The sequence below is a fragment of the Ochrobactrum sp. A-1 genome, assembly GCF_022488005.1.
In the GTDB taxonomy this organism is placed as follows: Bacteria; Pseudomonadota; Alphaproteobacteria; order Rhizobiales; family Rhizobiaceae; genus Brucella.
This window is the reverse complement of sequence record NZ_JAKVQC010000007.1, coordinates 1-13,520: the sequence shown is the minus strand read 5'-3', so window position 1 is coordinate 13,520 and position 13,520 is coordinate 1. Positions and strand designations below refer to the sequence as shown.

Below are 13,520 nucleotides of genomic sequence, written 5' to 3'. Positions count from 1 at the left end.
GAAAGGGAGGCATAATGCCTCCCTTTTGTTTTTGCACATTATCCCACGCAAAACCGCTTCGCACTTTTGCTGGAAATGCTCTGTTAGCGACCGTTCTGCTCGCGCCAGTTCTGGAACTTGCGCTCGGTCTCTTCCTTCGTGCACGGATAGAGTCCGACAATGGTGGCGCCGTTTAGCACTTCTTCCAGCACAAAATCTTCATAGGTTTCCATGCCTATGCATTCCGCTGCAATTTCATCGGCAAGATGAGCCGGAATAACCATCACACCGTCGGCATCGCCGAGCAGCACGTCACCCGGAAACACCGCCGCATCGCCGCAGGCTATCGGCACATTGATATCCACCGCCTCATGCAGCGTCAGATTGGTCGGTGCGGAAGGCTTGGCGCAATAGGCTGGCATATCCAGCTCGCCGATCCCGCTGACGTCGCGAAAGCCGCCGTCTGAAACAATGCCCGCCGCGCCGCGCAAGGCAAGCCTTGTCACAAGGATCGATCCGGCCGTCGCCGCACGCGCATCCTTGCGTGCATCCATCACCAGCACGCAACCGGGCGGACATGCCTCTATCGCAACACGCTGCTTATGGTCCGGATTGCGGAAAACCGTGATGGGGTTGCGGTCTTCACGCGCCGGGATGTAGCGTAGCGTGAAGGCCTGACCGACCATATTCTCGCGCTTTCGCGCCACCGGCAGCACGCCCTGAATGAACTGGTTGCGCAGGCCGCGCTTGTAAAGCGCCGTTGCAACGGACGCCGTCGAAACCGTCTTCAGCTTCGCCCGCGTTTCCTCGGAAAGCACATAATCTGACATCGAGGCTGCCTCTCAATAAATGACCGGTTCGTCGACAGGACGGCCGAAATCGGTTTTCAGGAAGTCGAAATCGCAGCCTTTGTCGGCCTGTTCGACATGCTTGGAAAAGACAAAGCCGTAGCCGCGCTCATATTTGGGTGGTGGCGTCTGCCAGGCCGCGCGCCGTGCCGCCAGCTCCTCATCCGAAACCAGCATGTTGAGACTGCGGGCTGGAATGTCGAGTTCGACTGTGTCACCGGTCTTTAGCAGGGCAAGCGGGCCGCCGATGAAGGATTCCGGCGCGACATGCAGAACACAGGCACCGAAACTCGTTCCCGACATGCGCGCATCCGAAATACGCACCATGTCGCGCAGCCCCAGCTTCAACAGTGCTTTTGGCATGGGGATCATGCCCCATTCCGGCATGCCCGGCCCGCCCTGCGGACCCGCATTGCGCAACACCAGAACCGTATCCGGCGTCATCGGATAATCGGGGTCGTCGATGATCTTCTTCAGGTCGGGGTAGCTGTCCGCGACAAGCGCCGGGCCTTTGTGGCGATGAAAGCGGGGATCGCAAGCTGCAGGCTTTATCACCGCGCCATCGGGACAGAGATTGCCTTTCAGCACCGCAAGCGAACCCTCATGATAGACCGGATTGGAAAGCGGACGGATCACATCCTCGTTCCAGATGTGAGCCTCTTCCAGACCATCGGTCAGGGGCTTGCCGGTCACAGTCACCGCGGAAGGGTCGAGCTTGTCTCCAAGCTGCTTCATCAGCGCCCGCAACCCGCCTGCATAATAGAAATCCTCCATCAGATAGGTTGTGCCGGAAGGTCGGATATTGGCGATCACAGGCGTCGTGCGCCCGATACGGTCGAGATCGTCCAGTTCCAGCGGCACACCTGCCCGGCGTGCCATCGCGATCAGATGAATGATGGCATTTGTCGAACAACCCGTCGCCATTGCGACAGTGACTGCATTGGTTATCGCGACGGGCGTCATGATCTTTTCCGGCGTCAGGTCTTCCCAAACCATCTCGACGATGCGGCGGCCGCATTGCGTGGACATGCGCTGGTGATTGGCGTCTGCAGCCGGGATCGATGATGCACCGGGAAGCGTCAGCCCCATGGCTTCAGCAATCGCGGTCATGGTCGATGCGGTTCCCATGGTCATGCAATGGCCGTAGGACCGGGCGATGCCGCCTTCGATCCCCTGCCATTCCTCCTTGGAAATGGTGCCTGCGCGGCGCTCGTCCCAATATTTGAAGCCATCCGTGCCAGAGCCCAGATATTTACCGGCATAATTGCCGCGCAGCATTGGCCCGGCAGGCAGGAAGATGAATGGCAGTCCCATGCTGACCGCACCCATGACGAGGCCCGGTGTGGTCTTGTCACAGCCGCCCATCAGCACCGCGCCGTCGATCGGATGCGAACGCAAAAGCTCCTCGGTCTCCATCGCCAGCAGATTGCGATAAAGCATGGTTGTCGGCTTCACGAAATTCTCCGACAACGACAATGCAGGCAGTTCCATCGGGAAGCCGCCGGCTTGCAGGATGCCGCGCTTGACCCACTCCACCCGATCCTTGAAATGCATGTGGCAAGGCTGGGCCTCGGACCATGTATTTATGATGGCGATGATCGGACGACCTTCCCAGTCGACCGGGTCATATCCCATCTGCATGGTGCGCGAACGATGGCCGAACGAGCGTTGGTCATCGGGCAGCATCCAGCGCGCCGAGCGCAGGTCACCATAGGTCTTTCTCGTCATTTCCCTACCTTCCCGATCAAAGCGTATTCCAAAGGGCGCGAAACGGCCTTCGGAAAAAATGCAATTCAAAACAAATATTTAGGAGGAGATTAGCGACCACGCTACGCTCCCTTCATCCGGGTCACCGGGGCTCCTGCAACCGACGCCTGCGCCAGAAACACACCGCCCGACCGAGGGGCCGCCTCCAGAGCCGCTTCCGGCAACTGGCGATGCGAGGTGATGGCCAGAAGCGTCAGATCAGACCCGCAAAAGCAGGGCATTGTCGGAGCCGGAACCGGTACTGGAACCTTTTCAAGCAGATTGCCCTCGCGGTCGAAGCGGTTCAGGACACCCGCAGATACGCCCGCGCTCCAATAGGCGCCCTCGGCATCGCAGGCACCGCCGTCCGGCCTGCCGTCCTGTTCATCGAGATCGCGAATGCGCTTGCGCCCGCTTATGTCACCGGTCTCCGGGTCGAAGTCGTAACGGTCGATCCACGGTCCGCGGGAATCCGTATGAAACATGGTTCCGCCATCCGCAGTCCAGGCGAGACCATTCGAAATCTCGAAACCCTGAGCCTTCACGGATGCATTGCCGTCGCCGGTCACCCGGTAGAGCCGCGAGATGGCTTCGCGCTCAGGACGGCCATCCATGCTACCGATCCAGAAGGCACCATCGGGGCCAACCTTGCCATCGTTGAGGCGGGAGGTGGTGGGCTCGTCATAGGCGGACCACAGCGGTTCCTCGCTACCCGTTTCAGGGTCAAACAGAACGAGCTGACGCGAAAGCGCCACCACGAGACGTCCGCTTTCGGTCAATCCAAGGCTCGCCACCTGGCTTGCAAAAGACCATTCACGAAGCACGCCCCGACCGGTATCTATGGCGGCGTCAATGTCGATTTCATATATGCGGCGCCCATAAATATCGCAGGCGAAAAGTGTTTGCCTGCGGTCATCCCAGACCGGGCTTTCCATCAATTGCCCGCGCAGATCGGCTATGCAGCGAAACGGTCCCATCATTCAGCCCCCATCACTCAGTCTCTGTTTTCCGCCGGATGACATCGGGATAATCGAGCACGAAATCGGAGAGTTCCAGCCCCAGACCTGCCCCCTCGAACGGGTAGATCACGCCGTTCTCGATACGCGGCATCACAGTCACCAGATCGCGATACCAGGACGTGTAATAGGCGCGGACGGATTCCTGATAGATCGCATTCGGCGCATTGAGCGACAGGTGAATGGAAGCCGCAAAAACCACCGGACCGGTACAGTCGTGTGGCGCAATGGGGCGCTGGAATGCCTCGGCCATGGTGGCGATCTTTTTCGCCTCCGAAAGCCCGCCGCACCATGAAATATCGAGCATGACATAATCGGAAGCATCGGCGCGCAGGACATCCAGAAATTGCGCGCGCGTGGCCATGGTTTCGCTGGCGCAGACTGGAATGCCGGACTGGCGCGCATAAACGGCCAGCGCCTGCGGGTTCATCATCTTGATCGGGTCTTCCGACCAGAAAGGCCGGAAGGCTTTCAATTCGCGCGCGATGGCCAGAGCGGACGTCAGGTCCCACATGGAATGAAACTCGACCATGATTTCCATCCGGTCGCCAACCGCATCGCGTATCTGGCGAAACGGTTGCAGCGCCTTGTCCAGATCGCCGGCATGGATGAAATTTCCGCCGGATGCGACGGCGAACGGGTCAAAGGGCCAGATTTTCATGGCCGTGATGCCCTCCGACAGAAGGCTTTCGGCAAGCGCGCCTGCATCCCTGTGAAAGGCAAGCTGGTCCTCGTAGGGCCCTTCCTTCGCCTCGTCGGCATCACCAATATAACGGCGTGCACCGCTCTTGTTATAAGTGTAACCGGCGCAGGTGTTGTAGGTGCGGATCGATTGCCGCGACAAGCCGCCGAGCAACTGGTGGATCGGCTGGCCGGTCACCTTGCCAAAAATATCCCAGAGCGCGATGTCTATCGCCGAGGCGGCGCGGATTTCCACGCCCGACGACCGAAAGCCGACATAGGGCTCCAGCAGCAGCTTGGAGATACGGTCGATCTCCAGCGGATTCTGGCCAACGAGCAGCGGCGCTATATCGCTATGGATGTAGGCGGCGACCGCATTTGCGCCGCGGAAGGTCTCGCCAAGCCCGACAATGCCTTCGTCGGTGTGGACCTGCACCCACACTATGTTGTTGAGGTGCGGAAGCTGCACCGTTTCGATAGCCGTGATTTTCATTCTGTTGTGCCTCAATGCGCGGACGGTTGACGGTTGCGCGCAACAATCTGCGTCGGATTGACGAAGCGCAGTGCCAGAAGCAGCCACACCAGCGAGGTGACCATGTAAATGACCGCCATGGCATCGATGGACTGGACGGAGCGAACCCCTGCAGCAAACACCGAGTAATAAAGCGCAACCACGAGCGTCTGCGACGTCGGCCCTGCGGTCAGGAAGGTCAGTTCAAACATCGCGACCGTCCGCACCAGAACCAGAAGCATGGCCGCGAGTACGCCCGGCATCAGCATTGGCAGAAGCACATGAATGAAGAGCTTGAACGTGCCTGCGCCGAACACGCGCGCCGCTGCCTCGACCTTCGGATCGATCTGCTCGATGAAGGGGATCATCACCAGAATGACGAAGGGGACTGTCGGCACGAGATTGGCGAGAACGACGCCCCAGAACGTGCCACCCACGCCGAACTTGTAAAGCACGGTCGCCAGCGGAATGCCGAAGGTTATCGGCGGCACCAGAAGCGGCAGCAGGAAGATGAGAAGCACAAGCTTCTTGCCCGGAAAATCCCGGCGCGCCATGGCATAAGCTGCCGTCACGCCCAGAATGCCCGACAGGATCACCACCGCAAAGACGACCTGAAAAGTGACCAGAAGCACCTGATCAAGCTGGAATTCAGCCCAGGCCGCCGCATACCAGCGCGTGGTAAACGCATCCGGCAGCCATGTGCCGAGCCAGCGCGTGCCGAAACTCGAAACCACCACGGCCGTAATGACCGCCAGAACATTCAGCACGAAGAACCCGGTCACAAGCCAGACGAGCGTGATCCAGAGCTTGGAAAGTATGGACGTATCGCGGATCATGACCTATCCCTTTCCGCCAGCGGTGGAACCGCGATAGAAGAGCGAACGCACGCCCAGAAGCGCACCGACCACGAGCAATTGCACCGCTGCCATGATCATGGCGATGGATGAAGCCATGGAGTCGTCATATTGCTCGAAGGCCGCCTGCGCTGCGGCAATCGAGATCACGCGCGTCGGCCCGGATGGCGCGCCCAACAGGACGGCAGACGGAAACACGGCAAAGGCCTGCACGAAGGTGAGACAGGCCGCGACGACCAGTCCCGGCACCAGCAGGGGCAGCATGACATGGCGGAAGCGCTGCCAGCTATTGGCGCCGTGGGTGGCGGCGGCGCGTTCAAGCGCCGGATCGATGCCGGTTATGTAGGAAAGCGTCAGCAGGAAGGTGAACGGAAACACCGTGATGACCAGCGACGCAAAGACACCCCAGTAATTGTTGGTGAGTTTCAACGGGCTGTCGATCAGGCCGATAGTGATCAGCGTGCGGCTGAACCAGCCCTGCGGCCCCAAGTAATTCAGCAGACCTTCCGCGATCAAAACAGTACCAAGCGTTACCGGCAGAACGAGGATCGTCGTCAGCAGGCGCTGGCGCGGCATCAGGCGCACGCGCATGGCAATGGGAACCGCGAAAAGCACGCTGATGATGGTGACGGGAACCGCCAGCCACAGCGTCGCGCCGATGGTCTTGTAGAGATAGGGATCGGAGAAGAACTTGCGGTAATTGGCCAGCGCCCCGCCGCCATCAAGCGGATTGAACGACAGAACCAGCCCGTAAAGAAACGGATAGATGAAGACGCCCACCACAAAAAGCAGCGCGGGCAGGATCAGAAGGGTAACGCCGTCAAAGCCGCGATTGGCGAGGCGTTGTCGCAAACCGGGCCGCAAGCCGGACTTGAGCGGCGCATCTGCATAGGTTTCTACCGCCATTGTTCAGCCCTCCGCCGGGAAAACCAGCGCATGGCCAGCATCAATGCCGAGCACGATACGGCTGCCGGGCTCCACGCCCTGCGGCCCGTGAAAGATCAGCTCCATCCCTGTTTCGGTGCGGGCCGTGCCGACATATTCGCGCCCACGATATTCGATGGTCTCGACGGTCGCCTGCAAATCGTTGCGGTGGCCAGAACCCGACACGACATCATCGCCGCGCGCCATCAGCACGGCATCGTCGTCCGGCTTAAGTTCATCCATCGCACGGCCAGCGAGTTCGCTTCCCGCGACTGAAATAATGGCCTGCCCGTTCTCGATACGCACAATCTTGCCCGGCAGGGCGTTGCGAAACCCCATGAAGGCGGCGACATCGCGATAGCGCGGCTCTTCATAAAGTTCGTGGGGCTTGCCGACCTGACGGATTTCCCCGTCGCGCAGGACCACGATGCGATCGGCGAGCGACAGGGCTTCGTCCTGATCGTGGGTCACATAGATCGTCGTGGAGCCGAGCTGGTTATGAATGCGGCGGATTTCGGCCCGCATCTCAAGGCGTAGCTTGGCGTCGAGATTGGAAAGCGGCTCGTCCATGAGAACCACCGGCGGTTCGATGACGATGGCGCGGGCAATCGCCACGCGCTGCTGCTGGCCACCGGAAAGCTGTCCGGGCAACTTATCTTCCTGTCCCTGAAGCCGCACCAGAGCCAATGCAGCCCGCGCACGTTTTTCGATCTCGCTTTTTGCCAGACCGCGCATCTTGAGGCCAAAACCGACATTCTGCAGAACATTCATATGCGGAAACAGCGCATAATTCTGGAAGACCATGCCGAAACCGCGATCTTCCGGCTTCAGCTGGTCCACGCGACGATTATCGATAAAGATACCACCAGCCGTCGTACCAAGAAGACCGGCAATGCAATTGAGAGCCGTCGATTTTCCGCAGCCGGAAGGGCCGAGAAGCGCGATGAACTCGCCTTTCCGGATGGTGAGGTTGATTTCCCTCAGCGCGTTGAAAGTTCCGAATGATCGGCTCATCCGGTCTAGCCGGAGTTCTTGAAAGGACATTGACGCAAACACCATGATTTAGAATTGGCGACCATCAGCGGCCAATGGCGAGCCGTTCACGGCTCGCCATTGGCCGGCCTTGGTCAATCAGCCAGCGGCGACGTCTTCGTCCCAGCGACGGAATGCAGCGACCAGCGCCTCCGGTTCGAGCGGCAGCTCGATCGGATTGTTGGCAATCCAGTCGGCATATTCCGGACGGCCGAACTCAGCGATGATGTTCTGGCTTTCCTTCGGTGCCATTTCGATGGTGACGTCCTTCACCGCAGGGCCCGGATAGAAATAGCCGGCATCGTAGGAATAGGCCTGCTGGTCGGGCTTGAGCGAGAACTTGATGAACTCCATCAGCACCGCGACCTTTTCCTCGGACACGCCCTTGGGAATGGCGAAATAATGCGCATCGCAAACCCAGTGGAAACCCTCCAGCTTGCTGACACCCATCTCCTTCGGCACCACACCGAGCGCACGCGGATTGATGTCCCAGCCGGTGGTCGTCACCGTCATATCGCGCGTGCCCTCGCCCAGTTCCTTCATGAGTGCGCCCGTTCCTGCCGGGTAATATTCGATATTCTTGTGCAGTTCCTTCAGATAGGCCCAGGTCTTGTCCCAGCCCTCGACCGGGTCTTTCGGATCGCTGTCGCCCAGCAGATAGGGAAGCCCCATCAGGAAGGTGCGTCCCGGACCGGAATTGGCCGGGCGGGCATAGATGAACTTGTTTGGATTTTCCTTCGCCCAGGCCAGCAGTTCTTCAGCGGTTTTGGGCGGCGTCTTCACCTTGTCGGGGTGAAATTCAAGCAAGGGGCCGGATGGATAATAGGACACCACGACGCCCTTGCCCTTCGACATTTCCTGCATACGCCATGCGGGTTCCAGATAGATATCCTGAAGTTTCGGCAGGCCGTTATCCGGCAGCGCAATAATGTCGGTCCATATATCGTCGGCAAGTCCGGCGGAAAGCGCGTCCGGCCCGACAATCACCATGTCGATGTCGATGCGGTTGGCGCGCTGCTGCGCCTTGATCTTTCCCGGCAATTCGGGTGCCGGTGCCTTGTTGAAGGTAAAGCGCGAGACAAGTGCCTTCTGCTCGGCTGCAAAATTATCGAAGATCGGTTGGGTCAGGGCCAGATTGCCTGCGGCATCGATGACGTTGAGCGCCACAGGCGAAGACGGCAGTTTCGCCGACTGTGCCCACACACCTTTCGGCAGCATGATACCCATGCCGGTCGCAATCCCGGCCCCCGCCATGAATGTGCGGCGTGAAATTCCCTTACTCATGTTCTCCTCCACTTTTGGTTTTCCGGTGCGCCCCTCTTCTCCCTGTCAGGACGCCCAGGTTTCATTTGTCAGACAATGCCATCGCTCTCCCAGCCCGAGACGATTTTCTGGAGCGTCTCGCGGTCATTCGTTTCAAGCTGCGGCAATCCGGGAAGTCGTACTTTGCCGACCCCAAATCCCTGAATTTGCAATGCTTCCTTAACAACGGTCACATTAGCGCCGTTGCGGTATTTGGTACGCATGGTCTCGAAATCGGCGATGCTCTCGACCACTGCCCGCGCTTTTGCGAAATCTCCTGCCTCCAGCGCATTCCAGACAGCAAGCGAGCGTTTCGGCGCGACGTTGACGAGGCCCGAGGTGAACCCGCGTCCACCAAGGGCATAGAATGGCAACGCCCAGCTTTCCGCCAGACCGCATATCCAGGTCGCGTCCATGCCCTTTGTCGCCCGGCAGCACTCGAAGAAAAGCATCGTGTTCTGCGACGCGAACTTGACACCCGCGACCTTCGGATGGGTGGCAAGGCGCACCATCTCATCGAGCGGGATCAGGTCCGACCGGATATAGGCGACGATGGGCAGGTCGATGGCTTCGGCAATTGCGATGAAATAGTCCACCTGCGCATGGGGCGCGGCGAAAGGATCGAGCGGATGATGGATCATCACGCCATCGGCTCCGCCTTTGCCTGCCGCCTGCGCGACCTTGATCGCCTCGCGCACCGAACGCCCGGCGGCAGCCGTTACAGCGGCTTTTCCATCGACCGCCGCAATGGCAATCGCCTGCAGGCGAATAACTTCTTCCTCAGTGAGGCTGTAGAATTCGCCGGTATTCCCGCCAGTGACGATATTATGAACCCCAGCTTCGGCGATGCGCCCGACGATTTTACCCGTCAGTCCGGCATCGATCTCACCCTTTGCGTCATAGGCAGTCGCATGGACGCCGGAAATGCCCCGAAGGACCCGGCGGTAGCCAGCTAAATCCATTATTTCCTCCCAATATACCGGTCAGAAGACCAGTTCGATATGCGTATCTCCCGCTTTCACGATATGCTCGCGCATCAGGCGCTCGGCCAGATCGCCGTTGCGCGCCGTGATTGCCTGCATGATTGCTTCATGCTCATTGAATGACTGGCGACGCACATCCTCGCGTGACAGGACAGTCACCCTTGCGGCATGGTCGTACATGCGCTGCGCATTCTGCAACCGGCGCAGATATTCGCATCCTGATGCCTCATGGATGCCATCGTGGAACTTTTCGTTCAGTTCGATCAACTGATCGACATTGCCCGCCTCGACCGCAGCCCGCATTTCCTCGATCACCGAGCGAAGAAAGCCGAACGCCTCCTCGTCGCCGTGCTTGGCCGCCTGCCGCGCAATGATGCTTTCCAGCGCGGCGCGGGCGAGCGTCATTTCTTCGGCCTGTCGTGCATTGAACGATACGAACGTTCCGCGACGCGCCTCCGTTCTGACCAGCCCCTCCCCTTCCAACTGGCGCAGAGCCTCTTTCAAAGGGCTCGTGCTGATACCGAGATCGGATGCCAATTGTCTTTCGTTCAGCTTTTCACCGGACTTGATCCGACCGGAAATAATCGCCTCCCGCAGATTGTCATGCACATGGTCTCTGAGGCTCTTCACCTTGATTGGAGAAAGGGGGGAAACGTTATCGCCCAAGGCAACACCTGTTTGTCACGGAATTAACGCTGCGATCCTGAAACAGCGAATCTGATATGTCAATATCTGATACATCAGATATCAAATGAATTTCTCCACCCATTGACAGACAACAAAAAAAGACGGCCAAAGGCCGCCTTTACTAAGCGTATCTGATATGAAATCGGCCTATTCCGCCGCTGAATAATGCCCCTGATCCAGACTGGCCTGTGCAATATGCAGGCGCTTGTAGCGTCCATCCTTCATGGCCAGAAGCTCGGCATGACTGCCCTGTTCGGCAATTCGCCCGCCTTCCACCACCAGGATGCGGTCGGCATTGACGATGGTTGCAAGACGATGTGCGATCACCAGCGTCGTGCGTCCCTGCGAAAGCTCGGCGAGCGATTGCTGGATGGCGCGTTCGGTTTCCGTATCGAGCGCGGAAGTCGCTTCATCGAGGATCAGGATAGGCGGATTTTTCAGGAATATGCGTGCAATGGCCATGCGCTGCTTCTGCCCGCCGGAAAGCTTCACACCGCGCTCGCCAATGACGGTATCGTAGCCTTCCGGCAGATTGGCGATCACGCCATCAAGCCTTGCACGGCGCGCAGCCTCGACGATTTCCGCGTCGGTCGCATCAAGACGGCCATAGGCAATGTTTTCCCGGATCGTTCCGGCAAACAAAAATACGTCCTGACTGACGATGCCGATATTCGACCGCAGGGATTTCAGGGTCATATCGCGAATGTCGATACCGTCGACGAGAATGGCGCCCTGCGTCACATCATAGAAGCGCGGCAGCAGCGAGCAGATCGTCGTCTTGCCCGCACCGGAAGGACCAACGAAGGCAATCGTTTCACCAGCATGAATGGAAATGTTAAGACCATCGACAATGGGGCGTTCGACACTGTAGCCGAAACTGACATTCCGGTATTCGATGTCGCCGGTCAGACGGGCAACAGTCTGCGCATCGGAGCGGTCTGCAATATCCGGTCGTGTATCGAGAAACTCCGTATAACGCTGAAAACCGGCAATCCCCTTGGGGTAGGTTTCGATAACCGAATTGATCTTTTCAATCGGGCGGAAGAACACGTTGACCAGCAGCAGGAAGCCGACAAATCCGCCAGCCGTCAACTCGCCGCGCACCACGAACCATGCACCTGCCAGCATCACCACGACCTGCACGAAGCGCATTGACAGATAGGACAGCGACATCGACGCCGCCATGATCTTGTAGGCAGCAAGCTTGGTAGTCAGATATTTGTCGTTGCTCTCCGCGAAAAGCTGACGCTCATGATCTTCATTCGTAAAGGCCTGAACGACGCGGATTCCGCCGACATTTTCCTCGATCCGGGCATTGAAATCGCCAACACGCCGGTAAAGCGCATGCCACGTGTTCGTCATGCGCCCGCCGTAGCGGGTGGTAACATAGGCCGACAGCGGAACGATGAACGCAGTGATCAGCGCCAGAGGTTCATGCACCCACAGCATCAAGATGAACGCGCCGATCAGGGTCATGATCGCAATGAAGACATCTTCGGGTCCGTGATGCGCCACCTCGCCGATCTCTTCCAGATCCTTGGTCAGCCGCGCCACAAGATGGCCGGTCTTCTGATTGTCGAAGAAGCCAAAGGAGAGTTTCTGCAGATGATCGAAGGCCTTGCGGCGCATCTCGGTCTCGATCTTGATGCCGAGCATATGCCCCCAATAGGTCACGATGACCTGCAGGAAGGCATTGACGACATAAATCGCAAGCAGGCCGACCGCAGCAATGGCGATCACACCAAGCTGACCGGTCGGCAGCAGCTTGTCGATGAAAAGCGTAACCGCGACCGGAAAGGCAAGCTCAAGCAGGCCAGAGGCCACCGCGCTGGTAAAATCCAGCGCGAACAGCCCACGATGCGGACGATAATATCCGGCAAAGCGTTTCAGCAATCCAGCCATGGCGCGGCTCCCTCAAGGTCGTTCAAAGGGTGCCTAACTCATTCAACTCCCTATTAAAAGGGTAATTTGACCAAAGAGTTCAAGATTTGATTGCTTCTGTTGCCATCCGGCTTATGACGCGGTCGTGGAAAATCATTCCCAAAACCATCATCGCAACAAACAGCCAGACCTGCGGCAGTCCCATGGAAAGTGCAGACACGACAGGGCCGGGACAGAAGCCTGCCAGCCCCCAGCCCGCGCCGAAGATGGCAGAGCCGACAATCAGCCTCCGGTCGATTTCGGTCTTTTCCGGCAGATGGAAAGACTGGTCCAGCACGGGCCGCGCCATACGCCGCTGCAGCATCACGCCGGGGATAGCCACCAGTAGAGCGCCGCCCAGCACGAAGGCAAGGCTCGGGTCCCAATGGCCGCTGGTAACATTCAGGAAGCCCGTCACGCGCGACGGATCGATCATACCTGACAGAGACAGGCCGAAACCGAAAATTGCGCCCGCAAGCAGCGTCATGACCAGACGCGCAAAGGCCGACTCTTTCATAGCAATGCTCCTGAAATGCTGGCCACCAGAATGCCGGTTAAGAGAAAGGTGAGCGTCGCGGCTATCGAACGCTTGGAAAACCGCGCAATACCAAGAATGCCGTGGCCGGATGTGCAACCCGACCCCATCCGGGTTCCGATACCGACCAGAAGTCCTGCAACAACGATAACAGGCCAGGACATGGCCATCGTGACCGGTGGAAAGGAACCATAGATTGCAGCATAGATGACCGGCCCCAGAACGAGGCCGACAACGAAGATCGCATTGGCCGATACCTGCTTGCCACCCAGAAGCCGCCCGACGATGCCGCTGATACCGGCGATGCGTCCATTGAACACGAGAAGGAGGACTGCGGAAAGGCCGAGCAGCATGCCGCCCGCCAGCGATTGTAGATAAGTTGCGATCACGGCCGAGCCTCCGGCGCACAGAAGATACCGTAGAGTGCCTCGATCAGTTGCGCCGCCTTGGCTTCCGTCAACCGGTAGAAAATCTGTTTCGCTTCGCGACGGGTTTCGACGAT

Annotated in this window: 13 protein-coding genes and 1 pseudogene; all 14 read right to left on the bottom strand. The window is 58.7% G+C overall.

Going from position 1 to position 13,520, the window contains the following annotated elements:
* Positions 1 to 83 precede the first annotated feature (83 nt).
* A complete protein-coding gene (locus tag MKS82_RS18130; RefSeq protein WP_109987464.1) occupies positions 84 to 809 on the bottom strand; it encodes a ribonuclease activity regulator RraA in 726 nt (241 codons plus the stop codon).
* Between the two features lie 12 nt (positions 810 to 821).
* Complete coding sequence (araD, locus tag MKS82_RS18125; protein ID WP_109987465.1) at positions 822 to 2,555, bottom strand: L-arabinonate dehydratase; 1,734 nt, start codon at positions 2,553 to 2,555, stop codon at positions 822 to 824.
* 101 nt (positions 2,556 to 2,656) lie between these two features.
* The gene (locus MKS82_RS18120; RefSeq protein WP_240579148.1) at positions 2,657 to 3,553 is read right to left on the bottom strand and encodes an SMP-30/gluconolactonase/LRE family protein; all 897 of its coding nucleotides are present in this window, start codon (positions 3,551 to 3,553) and stop codon (positions 2,657 to 2,659) included.
* 10 nt (positions 3,554 to 3,563) lie between these two features.
* Entirely contained in the window at positions 3,564 to 4,763 is a 1,200-nt protein-coding gene (locus tag MKS82_RS18115) for a mandelate racemase/muconate lactonizing enzyme family protein (protein WP_109987467.1), read from the bottom strand.
* 11 nt (positions 4,764 to 4,774) lie between these two features.
* Entirely contained in the window at positions 4,775 to 5,617 is an 843-nt protein-coding gene (locus tag MKS82_RS18110; RefSeq protein ID WP_012092772.1) for an ABC transporter permease, read from the bottom strand.
* A 3-nt stretch (positions 5,618 to 5,620) separates the two neighbouring features.
* A complete protein-coding gene (locus MKS82_RS18105) occupies positions 5,621 to 6,541 on the bottom strand; it encodes an ABC transporter permease (RefSeq protein WP_109987468.1) in 921 nt (306 codons plus the stop codon).
* Positions 6,542 to 6,544: 3 nt separating this feature from the next.
* Positions 6,545 to 7,618: an ABC transporter ATP-binding protein gene (locus MKS82_RS18100; protein ID WP_181394273.1), complete on the bottom strand. Its 1,074-nt coding sequence runs from the start codon at positions 7,616 to 7,618 to the stop codon at positions 6,545 to 6,547.
* A gap of 72 nt (positions 7,619 to 7,690) precedes the next feature.
* Positions 7,691 to 8,845 (bottom strand): extracellular solute-binding protein, encoded by a 1,155-nt coding sequence (locus MKS82_RS18095; protein WP_240579489.1) that lies wholly within the window; start codon positions 8,843 to 8,845, stop codon positions 7,691 to 7,693.
* A gap of 98 nt (positions 8,846 to 8,943) precedes the next feature.
* Positions 8,944 to 9,855 (bottom strand): dihydrodipicolinate synthase family protein, encoded by a 912-nt coding sequence (locus MKS82_RS18090; protein WP_109987471.1) that lies wholly within the window; start codon positions 9,853 to 9,855, stop codon positions 8,944 to 8,946.
* Between the two features lie 21 nt (positions 9,856 to 9,876).
* Positions 9,877 to 10,485, bottom strand: a complete 609-nt coding sequence (locus MKS82_RS18085) for a GntR family transcriptional regulator (RefSeq protein ID WP_109987472.1) — start codon at positions 10,483 to 10,485, stop codon at positions 9,877 to 9,879.
* 225 nt (positions 10,486 to 10,710) lie between these two features.
* On the bottom strand, positions 10,711 to 12,465 hold the full coding sequence (locus MKS82_RS18080; protein WP_109987473.1) for an ABC transporter ATP-binding protein: 1,755 nt from the start codon (positions 12,463 to 12,465) through the stop codon (positions 10,711 to 10,713).
* A gap of 79 nt (positions 12,466 to 12,544) precedes the next feature.
* A complete protein-coding gene (locus tag MKS82_RS18075) occupies positions 12,545 to 13,000 on the bottom strand; it encodes a YeeE/YedE family protein (RefSeq protein ID WP_109987474.1) in 456 nt (151 codons plus the stop codon).
* Positions 12,997 to 13,407 carry a YeeE/YedE family protein gene (locus MKS82_RS18070; protein WP_109987475.1) on the bottom strand — a complete coding sequence of 137 codons (411 nt, stop codon included), beginning with the start codon at positions 13,405 to 13,407 and terminating at the stop codon, positions 12,997 to 12,999. The genes MKS82_RS18075 and MKS82_RS18070 overlap by 4 nt, the downstream gene beginning before the upstream one ends.
* A pseudogene (locus tag MKS82_RS18065) lies at positions 13,404 to 13,520 on the bottom strand (transcriptional regulator); the annotation flags it as partial. The gene MKS82_RS18070 and the pseudogene MKS82_RS18065, both read right to left, overlap by 4 nt.

Coding starts and splice junctions, on each gene's coding strand:
- MKS82_RS18090 (WP_109987471.1), bottom strand. CDS start 9,855: ATGGATTTAGCTGGCTACCGCCGGGTCCTTCGGGGCATTTCCGGCGTC.
- MKS82_RS18095 (WP_240579489.1), bottom strand. CDS start 8,845: ATGGCGGGGGCCGGGATTGCGACCGGCATGGGTATCATGCTGCCGAAA.
- MKS82_RS18080 (WP_109987473.1), bottom strand. CDS start 12,465: ATGGCTGGATTGCTGAAACGCTTTGCCGGATATTATCGTCCGCATCGT.
- MKS82_RS18100 (WP_181394273.1), bottom strand. CDS start 7,618: ATGGTGTTTGCGTCAATGTCCTTTCAAGAACTCCGGCTAGACCGGATG.
- MKS82_RS18130 (WP_109987464.1), bottom strand. CDS start 809: ATGTCAGATTATGTGCTTTCCGAGGAAACGCGGGCGAAGCTGAAGACG.
- MKS82_RS18120 (WP_240579148.1), bottom strand. CDS start 3,553: ATGATGGGACCGTTTCGCTGCATAGCCGATCTGCGCGGGCAATTGATG.
- MKS82_RS18105 (WP_109987468.1), bottom strand. CDS start 6,541: ATGGCGGTAGAAACCTATGCAGATGCGCCGCTCAAGTCCGGCTTGCGG.
- araD (WP_109987465.1), bottom strand. CDS start 2,555: ATGACGAGAAAGACCTATGGTGACCTGCGCTCGGCGCGCTGGATGCTG.
- MKS82_RS18115 (WP_109987467.1), bottom strand. CDS start 4,763: ATGAAAATCACGGCTATCGAAACGGTGCAGCTTCCGCACCTCAACAAC.
- MKS82_RS18110 (WP_012092772.1), bottom strand. CDS start 5,617: ATGATCCGCGATACGTCCATACTTTCCAAGCTCTGGATCACGCTCGTC.
- MKS82_RS18075 (WP_109987474.1), bottom strand. CDS start 13,000: ATGAAAGAGTCGGCCTTTGCGCGTCTGGTCATGACGCTGCTTGCGGGC.